Annotated in this window: 18 protein-coding genes; 3 read left to right on the top strand and 15 right to left on the bottom strand. The window is 48.6% G+C overall.

The genetic code is table 11. The features are described 5' to 3' along the window. Positions 1 to 3: 3 nt before the first annotated feature. The 7 genes from NH568_RS07230 to NH568_RS07200 all read right to left on the bottom strand — a co-directional run bounded on the left by NH568_RS07230 (position 4) and on the right by NH568_RS07200 (position 5,244). Positions 4 to 555, bottom strand: coding sequence for a rhomboid family intramembrane serine protease (locus tag NH568_RS07230; protein WP_253046073.1), 552 nt, complete (start codon positions 553 to 555; stop codon positions 4 to 6). A 2-nt stretch (positions 556 to 557) separates the two neighbouring features. After that, the gene (locus NH568_RS07225) at positions 558 to 785 is read right to left on the bottom strand and encodes a hypothetical protein (protein WP_253046072.1); all 228 of its coding nucleotides are present in this window, start codon (positions 783 to 785) and stop codon (positions 558 to 560) included. Further along, the gene (gene glpE, locus NH568_RS07220) at positions 782 to 1,099 is read right to left on the bottom strand and encodes a thiosulfate sulfurtransferase GlpE (protein ID WP_253046071.1); all 318 of its coding nucleotides are present in this window, start codon (positions 1,097 to 1,099) and stop codon (positions 782 to 784) included. The genes NH568_RS07225 and glpE overlap by 4 nt, the downstream gene beginning before the upstream one ends. Positions 1,100 to 1,185: 86 nt before the next feature. Beyond that, a complete protein-coding gene (tdh, locus tag NH568_RS07215; RefSeq protein ID WP_253046070.1) occupies positions 1,186 to 2,211 on the bottom strand; it encodes an L-threonine 3-dehydrogenase in 1,026 nt (341 codons plus the stop codon). 66 nt (positions 2,212 to 2,277) lie between these two features. Next, positions 2,278 to 3,474 carry a glycine C-acetyltransferase gene (locus NH568_RS07210; RefSeq protein ID WP_138550438.1) on the bottom strand — a complete coding sequence of 399 codons (1,197 nt, stop codon included), beginning with the start codon at positions 3,472 to 3,474 and terminating at the stop codon, positions 2,278 to 2,280. Positions 3,475 to 3,646: 172 nt separating this feature from the next. Next, positions 3,647 to 4,204: a D-glycero-beta-D-manno-heptose 1,7-bisphosphate 7-phosphatase gene (gene gmhB / locus NH568_RS07205; protein ID WP_253046069.1), complete on the bottom strand. Its 558-nt coding sequence runs from the start codon at positions 4,202 to 4,204 to the stop codon at positions 3,647 to 3,649. Beyond that, positions 4,201 to 5,244 (bottom strand): glycosyltransferase family 9 protein, encoded by a 1,044-nt coding sequence (locus tag NH568_RS07200; protein ID WP_253046068.1) that lies wholly within the window; start codon positions 5,242 to 5,244, stop codon positions 4,201 to 4,203. Before NH568_RS07200 ends, gmhB begins: the two co-directional genes overlap by 4 nt. Positions 5,245 to 5,378: 134 nt before the next feature. Between NH568_RS07200 and NH568_RS07195 the strand changes: the two genes are divergently transcribed. Next, positions 5,379 to 6,113 carry a 3-deoxy-D-manno-octulosonic acid kinase gene (locus NH568_RS07195; protein ID WP_253046067.1) on the top strand — a complete coding sequence of 245 codons (735 nt, stop codon included), beginning with the start codon at positions 5,379 to 5,381 and terminating at the stop codon, positions 6,111 to 6,113. Between the two features lie 30 nt (positions 6,114 to 6,143). Here the strand turns inward: NH568_RS07195 and hldE are convergent, their stop codons facing one another. The 3 genes from hldE to NH568_RS07180 all read right to left on the bottom strand — a co-directional run bounded on the left by hldE (position 6,144) and on the right by NH568_RS07180 (position 9,718). Then, the gene (gene hldE, locus NH568_RS07190) at positions 6,144 to 7,589 is read right to left on the bottom strand and encodes a bifunctional D-glycero-beta-D-manno-heptose-7-phosphate kinase/D-glycero-beta-D-manno-heptose 1-phosphate adenylyltransferase HldE (RefSeq protein ID WP_253046066.1); all 1,446 of its coding nucleotides are present in this window, start codon (positions 7,587 to 7,589) and stop codon (positions 6,144 to 6,146) included. Continuing rightward, a complete protein-coding gene (locus tag NH568_RS07185) occupies positions 7,586 to 8,179 on the bottom strand; it encodes an SIS domain-containing protein (RefSeq protein WP_253046065.1) in 594 nt (197 codons plus the stop codon). Before NH568_RS07185 ends, hldE begins: the two co-directional genes overlap by 4 nt. A 90-nt stretch (positions 8,180 to 8,269) precedes the next feature. Continuing rightward, a complete protein-coding gene (locus NH568_RS07180) occupies positions 8,270 to 9,718 on the bottom strand; it encodes a capsule assembly Wzi family protein (RefSeq protein ID WP_253046064.1) in 1,449 nt (482 codons plus the stop codon). Between the two features lie 147 nt (positions 9,719 to 9,865). On the opposite strand from NH568_RS07180, the gene waaA reads away from it, so the two are divergent. Then, on the top strand, positions 9,866 to 11,137 hold the full coding sequence (gene waaA / locus NH568_RS07175) for a lipid IV(A) 3-deoxy-D-manno-octulosonic acid transferase (protein ID WP_253046063.1): 1,272 nt from the start codon (positions 9,866 to 9,868) through the stop codon (positions 11,135 to 11,137). Next, positions 11,138 to 11,686, top strand: a complete 549-nt coding sequence (locus NH568_RS07170) for a DUF1415 domain-containing protein (RefSeq protein WP_253046062.1) — start codon at positions 11,138 to 11,140, stop codon at positions 11,684 to 11,686. Between the two features lie 30 nt (positions 11,687 to 11,716). Here the strand turns inward: NH568_RS07170 and NH568_RS07165 are convergent, their stop codons facing one another. The 5 genes from NH568_RS07165 to purL all read right to left on the bottom strand — a co-directional run bounded on the left by NH568_RS07165 (position 11,717) and on the right by purL (position 19,735). Continuing rightward, complete coding sequence (locus NH568_RS07165) at positions 11,717 to 12,037, bottom strand: YdbL family protein (RefSeq protein ID WP_253046061.1); 321 nt, start codon at positions 12,035 to 12,037, stop codon at positions 11,717 to 11,719. Positions 12,038 to 12,048: 11 nt separating this feature from the next. Further along, positions 12,049 to 12,228 (bottom strand): YnbE family lipoprotein, encoded by a 180-nt coding sequence (locus NH568_RS07160; protein ID WP_010383032.1) that lies wholly within the window; start codon positions 12,226 to 12,228, stop codon positions 12,049 to 12,051. Between the two features lie 12 nt (positions 12,229 to 12,240). Further along, the gene (locus NH568_RS07155; protein WP_253046060.1) at positions 12,241 to 14,832 is read right to left on the bottom strand and encodes a YdbH domain-containing protein; all 2,592 of its coding nucleotides are present in this window, start codon (positions 14,830 to 14,832) and stop codon (positions 12,241 to 12,243) included. A 120-nt stretch (positions 14,833 to 14,952) separates the two neighbouring features. Next, the gene (locus tag NH568_RS07150; protein WP_253046059.1) at positions 14,953 to 15,495 is read right to left on the bottom strand and encodes a hypothetical protein; all 543 of its coding nucleotides are present in this window, start codon (positions 15,493 to 15,495) and stop codon (positions 14,953 to 14,955) included. A 355-nt stretch (positions 15,496 to 15,850) separates the two neighbouring features. Continuing rightward, positions 15,851 to 19,735: a phosphoribosylformylglycinamidine synthase gene (gene purL, locus NH568_RS07145; protein WP_253046058.1), complete on the bottom strand. Its 3,885-nt coding sequence runs from the start codon at positions 19,733 to 19,735 to the stop codon at positions 15,851 to 15,853. Between the last annotated feature and the right edge of the window lie 86 nt (positions 19,736 to 19,821).

Raw genomic sequence — 19,821 nt, 5'->3', positions numbered from 1 at the left:
CTGCTACTCAGCTCGAGCTCGGACCAAGATCGCCACACCAATACCGGCAAGTAAACCAAACAAGTGTGCCCAGTTCGCCATATTGATAAACAAAACATCTGTAAAACCTAACACCATCCAAGCCAACATAAGCCCCACAACGGGCGTGCATATCAACGGCGGTGATTTAGGGTGTAATACCGAGTGGATCCAGCAAAACCCTAACAGGGCATAAACTACACCACTGAGTCCCCCAAAGTTAGCACCTGCCAGCAGATACTGCACCCAGTTGCTCAGCAAGGCACCTACAATGAACAGCGCGCTTAGCACCCAGTTTCCTAAACGACGCTCTACCAGATGGCCCAGATATACCCAACAGAAAAGATTGACTACCAGGTGCAATAAACCAAAATGCAAAAAAGCAGGTGTGATCCAGCGCCAGGGCGTGTGAGGCTCAAACTGGAAGATATTAAAGACAGACTCGACACCATACACATAGAAACTCAGAAAAATACCCAACGAGGTAATAAAGACAGCTTTGAGGATCCAACTCAGTTGGCAAAAACGGCGCCACATATTCAGCCAAATTCCCTGATATACCAGTGGTGAGCCCGTCGGGGCAGCTGCCAGGAGGTATCAAGATACTGGTCGTGATATAGGCTGGTAACACATTCCTGCCAGGTATTGATTGCCTGTGGCCATTGTCCATTTTTTCTGACAACGCGGCAGTGAATATGCTGAGTCCTCAGACAGGCTGTGGCTCCCTGAACCGCGCGAGGGTTATCGTGGGAGCCTGACAGTTTCATTTTGCTACGCTATCAGGCAGTTCCTGCGCCCACTGTGTGAAGCCGCCATCCATGCTGTAGACGTCTTCAAAGCCTTGCTCAGCGAGATAATTTGCAGCACCTTGTGAGCTGATACCGTGATAGCACACGACAATAATAGGCTGCTCAAACTCTTTTTCCTGTAAAAAGTGTCCCAGATTGTCATTAGACAGGTGCTCGGCACCGGGAATGTGTCCCTGTGCAAACGAGTTAGCGTCGCGAATATCCGCAATAACCAGATCCGATTGCGCCAGCATGTCTTTCGTTTGGGTCACTGAAATATGTTTAAAACTCATAATACTCTCAATTTATTAAGCAGACACAAAAAACACCTCGTTGATGGCCACAGGCCCGAGGTGTTTTAACAAGGTAAGTGTGGACCTTAATCCCAGTTTAAGATCACTTTACCTGATTGACCAGAGATCATCGTATCAAAGCCCTGCTGGAACTCATCGACGTGGAACTGGTGGGTAATGATCGGCTCAAGATTCAAGCCCGACTGGATCAAGCTGGCCATTTTATACCAGGTTTCGAACATTTCACGACCATAAATGCCTTTGATCACTAAGCCCTTAAAGATAACCTGATTCCAGTCTACCGCCATATCACTTGGTGGAATACCTAACATGGCGATTTTACCACCATGGTTCATGTTATTCAGCATGCTATTAAACGCTACTGGCACACCCGACATTTCCAGGCCAATATCAAAGCCTTCTGTCATGCCCAGCTCTGTCATGACATCTTCAAGCTTTTCTTCGGCAACATTCACAGCACGGGTTGCCCCCATTTTGCGCGCCAGCTCAAGACGATATTCATTCACGTCGGTGATCACAACGTGACGGGCACCCACATGCTTAGCGACAGCGGCAGCCATGATCCCAATCGGGCCAGCCCCCGTGATCAAAACATCTTCACCAACCAGATCAAAAGACAGCGCCGTGTGCACCGCATTACCAAATGGGTCAAAAATAGAGGCAAGCTCGTCTGAGATATTATCCGGGATCTTAAACGCGTTATACGCCGGGATAACCAGATACTCTGCAAAAGAGCCTTCACGGTTTACCCCAACACCGATTGTGTTGCGACACAAATGGACACGACCACCGCGACAGTTACGACAGTGACCACAAGTAATATGGCCTTCGCCTGATACGCGGTCGCCAATCTCAAAGCCACGTACTTCCTGACCCATATCGACCACTTCACCCACGTATTCGTGCCCGACCACCATGGGGGTTGGAATGGTGTTCTGCGCCCATTCATCCCACTTATAAATATGGACATCAGTGCCACAAATGGCGGTTTTACGGATTTTGATCAGCAGATCGTTATGCCCGACTTCCGGTTTGGGCGCATCCGTCATCCAAATCCCTTCTTCTGCTTTTAACTTGGATAGTGCTTTCATGTGTTTTCACTCGTTAGAAACACGCAAGCCTGTGGCTTGCGTTAAAATTCGCTTATAGCTGAATAATTAAATGACACCTAGCTCTTTGCCAATGCGGATAAAGGCATCAATCGCTTTGTCCAGCTGCTCTGTGGTATGCGCCGCAGAGATTTGAGTACGTATCCGTGCCTGGCCTTTTGGTACCACCGGGTAAGAGAAACCAATCACATAAATACCTTCCGCAAGCAAACGGTCAGCCATATCTGATGCCACTTTTGCATCACCCAGCATCACAGGAATAATGGCATGATCTTTACCTGCACAGGTAAAGCCCGCAGCTTCCATCTTAGTACGGAAATGCGCGGCATTTTCCCATAACTTGTTACGCAGTGCCTGACCTTCTTTCATCATATCCAGCACTTTAATTGAAGCTGTGACAATAGAAGGAGCCAGCGAGTTTGAGAACAAGTAAGGACGAGAACGTTGACGTAACCACTCTACAATCTCTTTTTTACCAGATGTATAACCACCTGACGCGCCACCCAGCGCTTTACCCAAAGTACCGGTGATGATGTCAACACGATCCATAACACCACAATACTCCGGCGTACCACGGCCATTTTCACCAACAAAGCCCACGGCATGAGAGTCGTCGACCATGACCAGTGCGTCATATTTATCCGCCAGATCGCATAGCTCAGACAGGTTACAGATAACCCCATCCATAGAGAACACACCATCAGTTGCAATCAGCTTAGTTTTTACGCCCGCCTCATCTGCTGCGATCAGCTGCTTTTCAAGGTCAGCCATATCGTTGTTAGCATAGCGGAAACGTTTTGCTTTACACAGACGCACACCATCAATGATAGATGCATGGTTCAGAGAATCCGAAATAATCGCATCATCCGGACCTAAAATGGTTTCGAACAGACCCGCGTTGGCATCAAAACACGAAGAATACAGGATGGTGTCTTCGGTTTGCAGAAAATCGCTGATTTTGGCTTCCAGTGTTTTATGGATATCCTGAGTACCACAGATAAAGCGCACAGACGCCACACCAAAACCATGATCATCCAGACCACGCTGAGCAGCTGCAATCAAGTCTGGGTGATTGGCCAGGCCAAGGTAGTTGTTTGCACAGAAGTTGATAACACTTTCGCCGGTTGATACTGCGATTTCTGCTTGTTGCTGAGAAGTGATCACACGTTCTTTTTTGTATAAACCCTCAGCTTTTACTTCTTCAATCTGTTGCTGAAGCTGGCTGAAAAATGCCGCTGCTCTCATCGGGAGTCTCCATTAGTTGCACGGAGTGTGTACACCAGGCACACACTAAAACGCCGATATCGTTTATGGTCAATACCGACTGTGTCATTTAGATCATTGTTGATATTTTAAAAGGTTCGCACCTTAATTGCACGGTTTGTGATTATCTTGTTCACCAGCGTATTGTAAACGTTTATGAGATAAACGGAGGTACATCAATAACCTGACGAAGTGAGCTACACACATAATCAGCCGTTGCCCGCACTTCTTCACTGAAAGTCTGGCCTGATTCCACCAGTATCTTGGTTGCCACGCCTGCTGAGCGTGCCGCCTGCATATCAGATCCTTTATCTCCGACCATCACACTGCGTTTGGGATCGATATCAAACTCTTCAATAGCCTGAAGCAACATCCCTGGATTGGGTTTACGACAATCACACTCTCGCTGGTAGGGAGGCTGGGCTTTATGTGGATGATGAGGGCAAAAATACACACGCTCAATCTCTATGCCATGCGCCAGAAACTGCTGGCACATCCAGTCTGTCAGTTGTGCAAACTGGGCTTCGTTATAATAACCTCGACCGATGCCTGACTGGTTAGTAACTACAATTAGCTTGTAGCCCTGAGCCTGAAAGAGCTGACATGCCTCAAACACACCATCAATAAATTGAAAGTCTTCAATCTTGTAGACATAGGCATGGTCTTGATTGATCACCCCATCTCTGTCTAAAAACACGGCTTTGTGTGTCATAACTGCTCCTGCTGTACTACATGATCAAACATCTGAGTCACTCGCTCTACAGAGATTTGGCTCATCAAATCGCCCCCCTTCACACGAGTGCCCCATTTAAGCTGCTGTGCCTTTTTGCCCTTTTGTGTCAAGACGTTGTCATGGTAAACCTCAACCACATAATCCTGATAGAGGTATGGACCGGTGCGTTTAGGATTAGAGTGAGCGTATAAACCAATCACAGGCGTACCAACCGTCACCGCCATATGGGCAGGTCCGGTGTCTGGCGCCAATACCAGCTGTGCCTGCTCTAACACGCATAACAAGGCTTTTAGTTTGGTTTTACCAACCAGATTCACAATATCGCATTGAGCATGGCGCAGTATTTCATCACTAAGATGACGCTCGAGTTCGGTCGGCCCACCAGTCAGCACGACATTAAAGCCTTGTGCCGCTGCATGATCTGCCAGTGCAGCATACCGTTCGGGCAACCAGTTTCGTTCGGCTTTACTGGCCGCGGGAGAAATGACAAAGATACGTGTCAGCCCGCTTAAAAGTGCGCTTGCCTCCCGCTTATCTGCCTCACTCACTGGCATTTCCCAGCGTGGGGCATCACACTGTGCACCTATCGCACGGGCAAAATTTTGAAACCCTTCCAGCACATGGGGCTCACTTTGCGGTTCAATGCGCTGGTTGACCACCAGTGAATGCAACTCTTTAGAGCGGCCCTTATCAAAGCCAATTTTAACTTTTGCAGGAATACACCGGGCGGCCAGGTTGGCGCGAAACGCCACCTGCATATGCAGAAGCACATCGAACTTATGTCCTTTAAACCTAGCTTTTAGCTGCTTAAACGCCGCTTTCCCCTGCTTTTTGTCAAAAATAACAAATTCCACCCCAGGCAGATCCGCCAGCAGCATGGCTTCAACCTTGCCAATCACCCAAGTGATTTTTGCCTGAGGATGCGCCCGCTGAATCGCCTGAACCGCTGCAACGGCATGGCATACATCACCAATGGCCGAAAGCCGAAGAATACAAATAGAAGAAATTGCCTGAGACACACATTTCGCCTGTAACTGAAAATAAGCATCCGATCTTAAATAAAACCCATCATTTTGCAACCAGTGAGATTTTCCCCGAAGGGAAAAGTCGTTACACTGGCGCCTGTCGTTGCAGCGCGCACTACAGAGAAGTCATGCTAAAAATAGAAAAACACCATACTCATTATTTGCTTCGTACCAGCCATACACCTGAGGCGCTGTCTCTGGACTGGTTTAACCTGACCTACTGGCAACAACACAACGCCGTTGTGACTTCTAAGCAGGGGCGCGCAGCGGCCTGGTTCGTGCGCTATACACCGCATAATATCGCAGTGCTCAAACATTATTGGCGTGGTGGCTTGATTGGCAAGTTACTCAAAGATCAATACTTGTATACCGGCCTGAAACATACCCGAGTGTACCAGGAGCTGGATTTGCTCAATCAGCTTGCCAATCTGAGCTTGCCGGTTCCAACGCCATTAGGAGCTCGCGTGAGCGTATCAGCCGGAATTTATCGCGCCGATATATTAACGGATGCAATCGCTGGTGCACAAAGCTTATGTGAACGGCTGCAATCGGCCCCTTTGCCTGCGCAAGACTGGCAGCAGGTTGCATCCACACTCGCTCGATTTCATCAGGCCGGTGCGTATCATGACGATTTAAACTGCAACAATATTCTCTTTGATGAAAGCGGCGAGGTTTATCTGATAGATTTTGACAAAGGTGCACTCAGAACGCCCGAGACCGCCTGGCAACAAGCAAACATAGACAGGCTGGCACGCTCACTTAAAAAAGAGGCATCCCGTTCAGCACAGTTCTTCTGCTCTGAGAGCGACTGGCAAACATGTCTCGATGCTTACCAGGATGCAATGACAAAAAAGCCGGTATAAACCGGCTTATTCGTTCTATAACATCGCGGGTTATTCAGTTTCTCGCGCCTTAGCGATGATGTTAGATGTCGAGCATCCATCCAGAAATGGCAGGACATCAACCTGCCCGCCCATCGCTAAAACATGATCTGCGCCAGCAATTTCAGACACCTGGTAATCACCCCCTTTCACCAGGATATGTGGGCTGATCTGCTCAATCAGTTTAGCAGGGGTATCGTTTTCACTCTCTTTGCCGAAGGGGATCACCCAGTCAACAGAAGCCAGCGCAGACAACACCATAGCCCGTTCATTGAGCGGATTAATTGGCCGCTCCGGACCTTTAAGGCGGGCAATTGACTCATCGTTATTGAGACCGACCACCAGTCTGTCACCTCTGGCTTTTGCTTGCGCCAGATAACGGACATGTCCGGCATGCAGAATATCGAAGCAGCCATTGGTGAACACGATGGTTTCACCATTTTGCTTGGCAAACTCAATGTGCTTGAGCACTTCTTCATATGGCGTCTGATAATGCTCACCAGTCTGGCGCAGGTACTGACCTAACTTGCGGCTCAGCTCTTCCGGAGTCACAGTCGCTGCGCCCAGTTTAGCAACGGCGATACCTGCCGCCAGGTTAGCCAGTTCTACGGCTTCACTCGGTGACAAACCTGCACCCAGCATAGTCGTTAATGTCGCAATCACAGTATCACCTGCACCTGTCACATCGCTCACTTCCTGGACTTGTGCGGCAAAATCGTGTTTCTCATCTTGGGTGATCAAGGACATGCCCTGCTCTGAGCGAGTCAGTAGCATAGCACCAATACCGGCTTGTTTTATCAGCGCTCTGGCACTGGCTGTCAGCGCTGCTTCATCACGGTCATCGCCACCCGCAAGGCGGAATTCATTAAGGTTAGGCGTAATATAATCCGCCCCCCGGTAACGGCCTAGGTCAGACGATTTCGGGTCAATCAAAACCGTTTTACCCGCCGCTTTGGCCACGGTAATCATCTCCTCAATGCAGGTCAGCGCCCCTTTGTTGTAATCCGAAAACAGGACAAAATCATAGTCTTTGACAACCTGCTCCAGGCGGGTTAATAGCAGCTGACTATGAGACTGTACAAATGGCTCTTCAAGATCTAACCGAACAACCTGCTGATGACGGCTGATCACACGCATCTTAGCAATAGTTGGCAGCTCAGCAACTGTCACTAATTGCGAGGCGATTTGCTCTTTAGCCAGAATCGATTCAAGCTGGCGGCCATTGTCATCTTCACCAATCAGACCCAACAAGCCAACCTGTCCATCCAGATGGGCAATGTTTTTCGCCACGTTTGCGGCACCACCGGCTTTGTCTTCAAGGCTGCTTACTTTGACAACCGGAACCGGCGCTTCAGGGGATATGCGCCCTGTGTCGCCATGCCAGTATCGATCCAGCATCACATCGCCGACTACCAGGACTTTAGCCTGGTTTAAGTTTCTCAGCGCATTCAGATTCATGCCGATTGCTCCGCAATGACCATGTCCACAGCTTCACATAACCAGTGACCGATAAACATATGCGCTTCCTGGATCCGCGCAGTTTCGTCAAAATCTATGATAATTGGTAATTTAGCAATGTCTTTCACGGTTCCGCCACGGCGACCTGTCAAAGCGACCGTAAAAGCGCCAATCTCGTTCGCGGCTTTGAGCGCAAGATTAATGTTTTCACTGGTGCCGGATGTCGTCAGGCCAATCACCAAATCTTCAGGTTTACACAGAGCCTGAACCTGGCGCTCAAAAACCGTATCAAAATGGTAGTCGTTGCTGTGCGCAGTCAAAATGGAGGTATCAGTCGTCAACGCAATGGACGCCAGCGGCCCACGCTCCAACTTATAACGAACGACAAACTCAGCAGCCAAATGTTGCGCATCTGCCGCACTGCCACCGTTACCAAACCAGATCACCTTGCCACCTGCATCCAGCGTTGTTTTGCAAGCAGCCAGTAACTCCAGTGACTGGGTGTGATAGTCCGCCATTTTTGCGAACAACGCCATGTGTCGCTCTAAACTGGCCTGATAGCTTTGTTTGATGTGATCATTGATTGACATAGTGATCCTTAAAAAATAATGCGACTTTGCATTCGTTGCAAAATCAAATATAACCCGTGTTTCAATATTGAGGAGACGCTTCGCACCCAGTTACCAGTATACATTGACAGACAGCCAAGTGTAGCTTTCTCCGAAAACGTCTTTGCCATAGGTCAATGCTGTTTCCACTTGCTTGTCATACATCTGCCGAGTGTTGGACAACGACAGCTCAACAGCTTGTTCATACGCGTCGCCGGTTTGGCCCTGTTCATTGAGGTAATTGCTGGTATTGTCAACCGTTGACAGTTTTACTCGCCACAGAGAAGCCAGACTCTCTCGATAACTCACTTCCAGCATGTGTGCATCTGTAGGCGCCGCATCCCCAAACGTACGCTGATTTGCCGCCGCATGGCCTACTACAAAACCGTCTATTGTATTGCCCGCTTTGGCGTATATTTCATTGACATACCAAAGGCTGTGCATATTCGTATACTCATAGCGCAATGTGATATCTTTGGTCAGTGATGGAAAGTACACACCAAAACTGACGACGGTATTTCCAAACTGGTAGTTCTTATGATTTTTGGTATCTTCCCCACCGTATTCAAGATACCACTGAACAGGTTGGATCCAGTTGGTTGTGAATGTACTGGTGATGGTAGCCCATTGATCTCCAAGCTCATTATCCATACTACCAGTCAGCCCTCGGTTGTCACTACCAGCAGGGTCAAAATACGCTTTCACGACATCTTTCAGGTCAACCTTTCTTGGCCCCCCACCAAATTGCATCATGCGGTTTATACCGATTTTCCAGTTATCCAACGGTTCAAAGCTGATATGCGTGCCCGCTAATTTTGGTGTACCGTCATGTAGCTCGTTCTGGTAATGAATGCCTTTCTCAACATGTTCCAGTTCGGAATAAAATAGCTCGAAGTCAAAATTCCACCAATTGTCGAGCGGCAGGTTTAACCCTAACGAAGCGGACAATGGGGTTTTGGCATTGTTCGAATATACCTGAGCACTGTGTTTGAATGGTGAGAACCAGTGTTCTTTGTAGCCTAAAGTCAGTTGTAGATTCTCTCCGCCTAACGCATAAAAAGTGTTGTAGGGCACAGTTTTTCCGGCATCTACGCGATATTCCGCGCCGATTTGAACCAGACTGGTATCACTACCGCGCCATACGCCATCGAGCGATAGCTCCGCATACTCACTGCTGTAGTTTCCCCGATCGTTCGCAAGCTGCTGTGTTTCGCCCGAGTCTATCCGTAATTTGACGCCGCGGCGCGTAATCGCATCTCTTTGCAGATAAGGGGCTAATCGTGTTTTTATACTCTGAAACAAAGCCGGGTCTAGTGTTTTTAGCTGAAACAAGGTTTTATTGACTTCAGTAATACGATATGGCTTTGCCATAGGCGTTGTGCCCGTTAAGGCGAACATCTGATCAATTTGATACTCGAGAATGTTGTCTTTGCCTAGCGGTAGAAAAGCCGTTGGCATGGCAAAAGACTGCGCCGCACCCAGCAAGCACAAAGAAGACAGCGTGATTTTACGAAAGGACAACTTAAAACCTTTGAAATTAGAGATTTTGCCCGATCCTAGCAAATTCCCGCCCGTGGAGCACCTGAACAACTGTGATAATTTGTACGCCTGTTATCGCTTTTTCAGTCCGACAAGTTAAAATAAGCGTTTTTTACACTGATGGCTACCATGATTAGACGTTTATATTCCCTGTTACTGCTAGTGCTGTGCCCTGTCATTGTGGCGTATCTGTACGTTATCAGAGGAAAAAAGAACGCCTTATATAAGGCCAATTTCTCTGAGCGTTTCGGTTTTGTCCCCTCAAGCAGGTCACGCCAGGCGATTATGGTGCACTGTGCCTCTGTTGGCGAAGTATTAGCCGCAGCACCACTTATCAAAGCACTACTGGCGGAACACCCCGATGCCCCTTTTGTACTAACATGCAACACACCAACGGGACGGGAGCAACTCTCTCAGTTGTTTGATAAGGAGACTCGGGATATCACGATTTGCTACCTGCCAATTGACTTTGCTTTCGCGGCACGACGATTTATCAACCAATTGCGCCCAAAACTGCTGCTGGTGCTCGAAACCGAGCTTTGGCCTAATTTATTCTATTACGCAAAAAAGTCAGCCTGCCCTGTTGCTGTGGTTAACGCGCGCCTGTCTGAAAAGTCTCAGGCCGGTTATCAAAAAGTAGCACCACTGAGCACCTTTCTGATGGGCCAGATAGATATGCTCGCAAGCCATAATAAAGAGGACGCAGAACGGTTTGTCGAGCTGGGGCTGGCAAAAGAAAAAGTGACAGTAACGGGATCCATCAAGTTCGATATCAGCCTGGATGATAATCAACAGGAAAAAATTGATACACTCAAAGCGCAACTGGGCACACGACCTGTCTGGGTTGCTGGATCCACGCACCCTATGGAGCACGAACAGGTGCTGGCAGCGCATCAGCAAATATTGACTCAGCTGCCCGACGCGCTGTTGATCATAGCTCCCAGACACCCTGAACAATTTGAGAAAGTCGCGGCTTTGATTGAAGCACAGACACTTAGCTATAGCCGCCGTAGTCATCAGTACAACACATCATCACAAGTCTTGCTGGCAGACACTCTGGGCGAATTAAAGCTGCTGTACGGATGTGGTCAGGTTGCCTACATTGGCGGCAGTCTGATTGAGCGCGGCGGCCACAACCCACTGGAAGCCGCAGCCTGTTCGGTGGGGGTTCTGACCGGACCACATACCTATAACTTTGCCCATATTTACCCCGAGCTAATCTCGATGCAAGGTGCCATAGAGGTGGCAGATCCTCAGATGCTTGCCGATACTTTGCTGGTCTATCTGCGCTCGAAGCAAGATGCCACAGAGCTTGGGGCACACGCCAAAGCCTGTCTGGCACGCAATCAAGGCGCCATTTCGCGCAGTATTACTATGATAAACGCTCTTTTGGGAAAATAAATGCACCATATTGCCGTCAAAGCGATGCAAAACTGGGTCAGCTCAGTGATCGTAAAATATAACTTTTGTCCGTTCGCCCGTAAGGAAGTTGAGCAAAATGCCATTCATTACCGTGTCTGCGAGTCACAAAAACACGAAGATGCCGTCATGGACATGCTGGATGAGTGTCAGGCACTGTCAGACACACCTGAGCGGGAAACCAGCTTGCTTATTTTTACTGCTGGCTTTAGCGATTTTGATGAGTTCTTAGATTTGGTCGATTTAGCCAATGCACTGCTGGTCGCACAGGGTTATGAGGGGGTTTTCCAGCTTGCTAACTTCCACCCCGATTATGTCTTCGCTGATTCAGAGCAAGATGATCCAGCCAACTACACCAACCGGGCTCCATACCCTGCTTTACATGTGATCCGTGAAGCGAGTATGGCAGAAGCGCTGGAAACCTACGACGATCCGGAGTCAATTCCGGATAATAATATCCGCCTGGCACGCAGAAAAGGCGCCGCCTTTTGGCAGCAACTGCTACGCCAGTGTCACCCGCGCCAGGATTAAATATTGGGGCGGTTAGAGCCGCCCGGGTTGCTATTTTTTAACCCACTTACCGTCGACTTTAACAAAGTGGCCAGGGGCCGTTTTTGCAAAAGTTTTCTTAGCTGCCATAGCTTCTACCTGGCTCAGGCTGATGCCGTTTTTCTTGGCAAGTTGCTGATACTTGGCCTTGCGCTTACTGTTTACTTTATCAACCAGTTTTTGGACTTCACCGTTGCCTTTAATCACGCCAAGGTAACCCGCTGCGGTTTCTCCCACCAGACCTCGTGACTTAGCGTCATCCAGTGAAATAGCCAATACCGAAAAGCTCATGCAAGCCGCGGCAATCGTTGTCAGTAACTTAGATGCATTCATGATCTGGCTCCTTAGAATAGTTCACTGTCATCGCTGAACAGGTCATCCAGCTCTTTGTCGACCTTAACACGGATCTCGTGGTCAACCTTGACGTTTAAATTGATGGTGATAGGCTCTTTGGTTTCGACCTGTACTTTGTGCGTACAAGCCGATACCAAACAAGCAAACACCAAAGTTAGCATCCATTTCATGCTGAGTTGCTCCTATTGGTTTAAAGCTTTTTCCACTTCCTGAGTGATTTCATCACTCAGGCGCAATGCCCTGAACAGGGTATATATATTTTCACTGTGCGTATAATTAAAATTCACCGGTTGTTTTTGTTGTTTATTCTCACCGGCAATTTTCACCGCTAACTCCAGCTGCCCGTCCCGAGCCATATTCACAGCACAGCTCAGGGTTTCAATACTCAACTCATCCAGCACACCGAACACAGTTTCCAGTTCCGGACGTTGGGATTTTAACGCATTGAATGACGCATTATCTTCTACTTTCAGCATGCTATCTATCTCATTACTGAGGTAACCATCGCGGATCTCAGCCTGGCCGCCACGCATAAACACAGGTAATCTGCCAGATACCCGGCCATGGAGCTCAACCCCTGATTCCCGACCCGCTTCTGAGATCAACATCAAATCGAGACCACTGGCCGTCACTAAAATCTCCTGGTCCTGCGTACTGAGTAATATCTGCTCGGCCGCCAACTGACCGCCAAAGACTCTGGCACTAAACTCACGCAATACCGGCAGATTGTTATCTGACGTTAGCTGGCCCCGCACCTCGGTCAATACAGGCCCAGAGCGCACTTGTGTGACACTCAAGGGTGACGACTCTATGATTAGTTCACCAGCATGCCATTTGCCCTTTACAGGTAAATCCAGCTCAGAGACATAATGGTGCTCATACAAAAATGCAGCATCATCCACGTTAAGCCGAAAATCAAATATTTGACGCGTTAATTCACCTGAAATCTCAGCATTTATCAGACCCTGCTCAATATTAAGCTTAGGTACAAACTGGCTGACCAGCGATTGCATTGCGCCCAGGCCGTGTTCCGCCAGAGTCACAGTAAATGGCATCAACCCCGCTTCCAGACAATGTGTGAGCTGCAGCTCAAGATTATCCAGAGTGAGCCGGTGATCTAATGTCAATTGCTCGCTGCCGGCGACATTTCCTTCGCTTTGCAACGCAATATCTCTGAGGACTAATTGCGGATGCGCGAGCAGCTCTATCGTTGAATGCCCTGTCAGCTCACCTTTTGGTCCTTCTGGTTGCCACTGGCCGGTAAACGCCAGGTGCTGGCTGAGATCTTTGCCGCGGATCTCATCACGTTTAAATGAGCCAACCTGAATGTCTGCTTTGATGGTTGTTTCCAGCTGTCCGTTGACGTCACCCTGACCGCTGAGGGCTAAACTACGGCCCTGAACTGAGCCTATCTGATAGCGCTCGGCTTGTGTTTCTAATTCCCACTTCACCTGTTCAAATAGCGCATGTTCCGCCAGTTTATTGTCTTCAGTCATGGCCAACACTGTACTAGTGGACAGGGTGCCAGACAGGTTATCTAATCGTATCTCTTGCAGCGAAACTGAATTAGCTTGTGGCTGCAGTATGGTATTGAACGTCAGCAGCTCAGTCATATCTCCGGCCAGTGAAAACTGACCTTGCAACGCCAGTTCCTGCCAATCAAAGGACAGCCCTGCCGGTGCCTGAGACACTTCAATCGTGGCAACACCAGTGCTCTCCAGCTGCATGTCAGCGAGCAAAAAATCCGCTTGCACATCAAGGAGATTAAGTACCTCGCTTTGATGTGAAACTCTCAACTTACCCTGTATCTGCTGACCAGCAATCTGATACTCCAGTTCGCTAAACGTGGCTGACGTGGCTTCATTCGCCCCATACACAGATAATTTTGGTAAGCTGACCATTTGCGTATTAAATGTCACAGGCTCTGCCATCTGGGCCTGCCACTGCCCTGACCAAAGGGTGTCCAGCCAGGTCTCAGGCAACTGAGCAAACATCGACTCGCACCCGAGTGCGTTCACGCCAACTGGTAGCTGACTCAGGTCCAGCTTGCCAATACTGCTGCTGAGGTCCCATTGTCCAGAGATAACCCCGTTACCCTGGATCACTGGCTGACACTGAGCCAGTGGGTAAGCCAATAAGCTGTCCAGCTGGATATCCACATTGACAGCCTGACCATCAAATGTTGATTCTATGGTTCCGGCCAGCTCAGAAACAGTAACGGGGAGTTCCGTCTGCTGTAAAAACGTCTGTATAACCGGACTGGACAGCTTCAGTGCTGTTCGCAATTGTGTATCACTCAGGGTAATATCTGCCTCCACGTCACCACTGATGACAAAAGCGAAATCCCCCTTCTGCATTACACTGAGATTGAGTGGCTCTGGTAGTAACGGACTGGATACGGTGAGCGCTTCAACCTCGATACTAGGCATGCCTTCTGGCAAGTCGAGCTCTAAAGGCGCCGAGGAATGGGCCACCTCGGTCGCATTATCGGTTTGGGTATGCTGATGAGTCACCATCATACTGGCTACCTGAAAGTGGTCACCATCAAAGGTGGCGTTACTGACTTCAACCGACACCGCTTCACTGCGCCAGCACAGTCGCTCGACCGCCAGACGATCCCAGCTGTCGACAGACCAGTCCAGACACTCAAGTAAGCCCTGCTCTTCAGTCAGTATCTGCTTGCCAATAGTGAGTGTCAGTGGCACGCGAAAATAATAGACAGTGATCCCTATCGTAAACAGAGCAAATAGCAGAATAAGAAAAAAGCGACGCATAGGTACCAGGCAGTCAGTGAAAACTGGTTTAAGTGTAAGGGATCTTGATGGCGATGTAATGTCTGCCAAAGTAAGAAGATGTTAAGCTTGCAAAAGTCCCTTACAAGTTGGCCGCCACGATTATAATTTGCCCTTGCGCTTAAGCTCTTCCAGTCGCTCACGCTCAACGAGGATCATTTTAATCATGTTAACGCGAATATCCGCTTCCTGTTGCTTATATTCAGACAACTGCTGTTCAAGCACTTCTATTTCATCCACTTTTGAAGCGTCACGATACTGCTTCAGGCCTATATGCTCAATCGCGACTGACTCCTCTGATGTGTCAGCTTCTGCGTGCTGTTGTACCTGCAGGTGGCGCTGCTGAACGGACTGCATTAACTTATTGATCTGTGATTGTAGTTTACGGATTAAAGCCTGGATCAGCTCCATGGCTTTTTCAAGATCCTCATAATCCTCTTTGAATACCGGGTTGTCTTCTTTATATTGTCCCGCTTCTTCATCCAATTCTTTTGATAGCAACGGGGGGACTGTGTCGACCTCATCGCCACTTTGAGCTTCTTCGCCTGAGGTAGCATCAGAGACTTTATCGCTGTTGTTACGAACTTGCGAATGCGATACGGGCTTACTTACAGGCGCGCTGCCTGGATGTATTTGTATATCCATACTCACTCCTTGATTGCCATTATTGGCCTTCCGCACCGCTTTGGCGATCAAGAGGGCCGCTAATTCAAACAACTTATCGGTCTTTGCACAGAAAACTTAAGGAGAGAAAGTATAAGAGACAAATAATACTAAACGATGAACAGGAAGATGTTGCAGGCAATAAAAAAGGCCACCGAAGTGACCTTTTTCATCAAACTAAATAATTAGCCGATATTTTTTCTAGCATTACGGAACATACGCATCCACGGGCTGTCCTCTTTCCACTCTTGTCGTGGGTATCGCTGCCAAGAGTTAGCTCTTTTCAGGCAATAAAAAAGGCCACCGAAGTGACCTTTTTCTATTATAGAGTTCTCAATTAACTCACATTCTTACGTGCGTTGCGGAACATACGCATCCACGGGCTGTCCTCTTTCCACTCATCCGGGTGCCAAGAGTTAGCGATGGCACGGAATACACGCTCTGGGTGTGGCATCATCACTGTTGCACGACCGTCAGTTGATGTAATACCGGTAATACCTTCTGGTGAACCATTCGGGTTGTTCGGGTATTGCGTTGTTGGATTACCATAGTTATCAACGTACTGAACCGCTACTGTGCCAGACTCAAGTGCCGCTTTCACTGCCGCGTCGTTGGCAAACTCAGCATGACCTTCACCGTGAGATACCGCGATTGGCATACGAGAGCCTGCCATACCCTGGAAGAATACCGACGGGCTTTCTTGCACTTCAACCAGGCTGAAACGTGCTTCAAAACGCTCTGACTGGTTGGTTACAAAACGTGGCCAGTGCTCAGTACCCGGGATAAGCTCTTTCAATGTCGATAGCATCTGACAGCCGTTACACACACCTAAGCTGAACGTGTCTTGACGCTCAAAGAAGGTTTGGAACTGGTCGCGTGCCATGTCATTGAACAGGATTGACTTAGCCCAACCTTCACCGGCACCGAGTACGTCACCGTAGGAGAAACCACCACAAGCTACCAGACCTTTGAACTCTTCTAGCGTTAGGCGACCTTCAAGGATGTCACTCATGTGTACGTCTACTGCTGCAAAACCTGCACGGTTAAATGCCGCTGCCATTTCAACGTGTGAGTTAACACCTTGCTCACGTAGGATAGCCATCTTAGGCTTAGCACCCGTTGCAATGTAAGGTGCAGCAACGTCCTCGTTAATGTCGAAGCTCAAGTTTACGTTAAGACCAGGATCTTTTTCGTCAAACTTGGCATCAAATTCTTGCTTAGCACACTCAGGGTTATCACGAAGTGCTTGCATCTTATAGGTTGTTTCAGCCCAGATAGTACGTAGTTGAGTACGTGTATTTGCAAGTACCGCTTCACCACCACGGTTGAAGATAACTTTATCTTCTGTGTTTAGTGCACCGATAGTATGGCTGATTGCAGCAAGACCGTTATCAGCTAATACAGCTTCAACTGCTGCAAGGTCGTCGTTGCGAACCTGAATTACCGCACCTAGCTCTTCGTTATAAAGTGCTTCGATGTCAGAGCCAGTCAGGCTATCAAGGTTTACTGTCACACCTGTACGACCTGCGAACGCCATTTCAGCAACGGTTGTGAATAAACCACCGTCTGAACGGTCATGGTAAGCAAGTAGCTTCTCGTCAGCTACAAGTGCTTGCATCGCGTTGTAGAAGCCTTTTAATAGCTCTGGGCTATCAACGTCAGGCGTCTTATCACCAAGCTGCTTGTAAACCTGTGCAAGGCTTGATGCACCCATGCGGTTTTGACCTGCACCTAAATCAACTAAGATTAGGCTTGAATCACCTTTATCAGTGCGAAGCTGAGGCGTGACTGTTTTACGAATGTCTTCTACACGGCCAAATGCAGTGATGATAAGAGAAAGTGGTGCAGTAACCGCTTTGTCTTCACCGTTGTCTTGCCATGTTGTCTTCATTGACATTGAATCTTTACCAACTGGGATCGTTAGGCCAAGTGCCGGACACAACTCTTCACCTACCGCTTTAACCGCTTCATAAAGACCCGCGTCTTCACCCGGGTGACCTGCTGCTGCCATCCAGTTTGCAGATAGCTTGATGTTCTCAAGGCCACCAATGTTTGCGCCAGCAATGTTCGTTAGCGCTTCTGCTACTGCTAAACGTGCAGATGCACCGTAGTTTAGAAGTGCCGCAGGAGTGCGCTCACCCATTGACATCGCTTCACCGTGGTAAGTATCAAACGCAGCTGCCGTTACAGCACAGTTTGCTACTGGTACCTGCCAGGGACCAACCATTTGGTCACGTGCTACAAGACCTGTCACCGTACGGTCACCAATCGTGATAAGGAATGTTTTCTCAGCAATCGTCGGTAAACGAAGTAAACGCTTAGCGGCTTCTTCTACATCAATGCTATCTGTGTTTAGTGCTTCACCTTCAACTTGCTTTGACTCAACGTCACGGTGCATCTTAGGTGCTTTACCAAGTAGCACTTCAAGCGGAAGATCAACCGGGTTGTTATCAAAGTGGCTATCGGCAACGGTTAGGTGGCGCTCTTCAGTTGCCTCACCGATTACTGCGTATTGCGCGCGCTCACGCTTACAGATCTCTTCAAAACGCGCAAAGTCTTCTGCCGCAACAGCCAGTACGTAACGCTCTTGTGATTCGTTACACCAGATCTCGTGTGGTGCCATGCCCGGCTCATCATTCGGGATGTTACGTAGCTGGAATTTACCACCACGACCACCATCGTCTACCAGCTCAGGGAATGCATTTGAAAGACCTCCTGCGCCCACATCGTGGATAAATGCGATGGGGTTTTCGTCGCCCAGCTGCCAACACTTGTCGATAACTTCCTGACAACGACGTTCCATCTCTGGGTTTTCACGCTGTACAGAAGCAAAGTCTAAGTCTTCGTTAGACTGGCCCGATGCCATTGATGATGCAGCACCACCACCAAGACCAATGTTCATTGCAGGGCCACCTAGTGCGATCAGCTTAGCGCCAACGGGGATTTCACCCTTTTGAACATGCTCAGTACGGATGTTACCCAGACCACCTGCAAGCATGATTGGCTTGTGGTAACCACGTACTTCTTCGCCGTTATGGCTGTTTACTTTTTCTTCGTAAGTACGGAAATAACCAAGCAGGTTAGGACGACCAAACTCGTTGTTGAACGCCGCGCCACCAAGAGGGCCGTCGATCATGATGTCGAGTGCATCAACAATACGACCTGGCTTGCCGAAGTTGCTTTCCCACGGCTGTTCAAAGCCCGGAATGCGCAGGTTAGATACGGTAAAACCAACCAGACCTGCTTTTGGCTTAGAACCACGGCCTGTTGCACCTTCGTCACGAATTTCACCACCTGAACCCGTTGATGCGCCTGAGAATGGGGCAATCGCTGTTGGGTGGTTATGGGTTTCAACCTTCATCAGGATTTCAATGTTTTCCTGATTGTAGCTGTACTCACCGTCTTTATTCGGGAAGAAGCGACCCGCTTTAGACCCCTTCATGACTGCTGCGTTATCTTTATAAGCAGACAGTACGTTTTCCGGGTGTGTTTCGTAAGTATTCTTGATCATTTTGAACAGCGACTTAGGCTGTTCTGCGCCGTCGATTGTCCAATCAGCGTTAAAGATTTTATGACGACAGTGCTCAGAGTTCGCCTGTGCGAACATGAATAATTCGATGTCGTTCGGGTTACGACCTAGTTTAGTGAAGTTCTCAACCAGATAATCAATTTCGTCATCCGCTAATGCAAAACCTTGCTCTACGTTTGCGGTAACAAGCGCTTCACGGCCACCACCTAAAATATCAACCGATGACATTGGGCGCGGCTCTTCAACGCGGAATAACTGGCCCGCGTCTTCCAGTGTGTTGTGCACTGACTCAGTCATGCGGTCGTGCAATAGCTTAGCGACCTCAGCTGTCTGCGCTGCGCTCAGTGCGCCCTCAACATAGTAAGCAATACCACGCTCTACACGGTGTACTTTATCCAGGCCGCAGTTGTTAGCAATGTCTGTGGCTTTAGATGCCCAGGGCGAAATAGTACCAATTCGCGGCGTAACTAAAATCAGGGTTCCTTCAGGCGCATGTTCGGCAATGGTCGGGCCGTACTTTAAAAGCTTGCTCAGCTTGTCCAGTTCAGACTCAGAAAGTTCCGCTGTCAGGTCAGCAAAATGCATGAACTCGGCATACACGCCAGTGACTGGCAATTGCGCATCATTACAGCTTTTAAGGATTTTTTGAACTTTGAAATCAGAAAGTGCAGGTGCACCACGTAGGATCAACATAGGTATTTTCATCCGGGGTTAAGGATTGAACGATATTTTGGGCCGCTATTATAGTCGATTTGGCCTCCTTATTTAACTCAAATTTA

The organism is Pseudoalteromonas sp. XMcav2-N (genome assembly GCF_024124545.1).
Taxonomy (GTDB): Bacteria; Pseudomonadota; Gammaproteobacteria; order Enterobacterales; family Alteromonadaceae; genus Pseudoalteromonas.
Note: the sequence above shows the minus strand (reverse complement) of the source record. Positions and strands in the feature narration are given on the sequence as shown.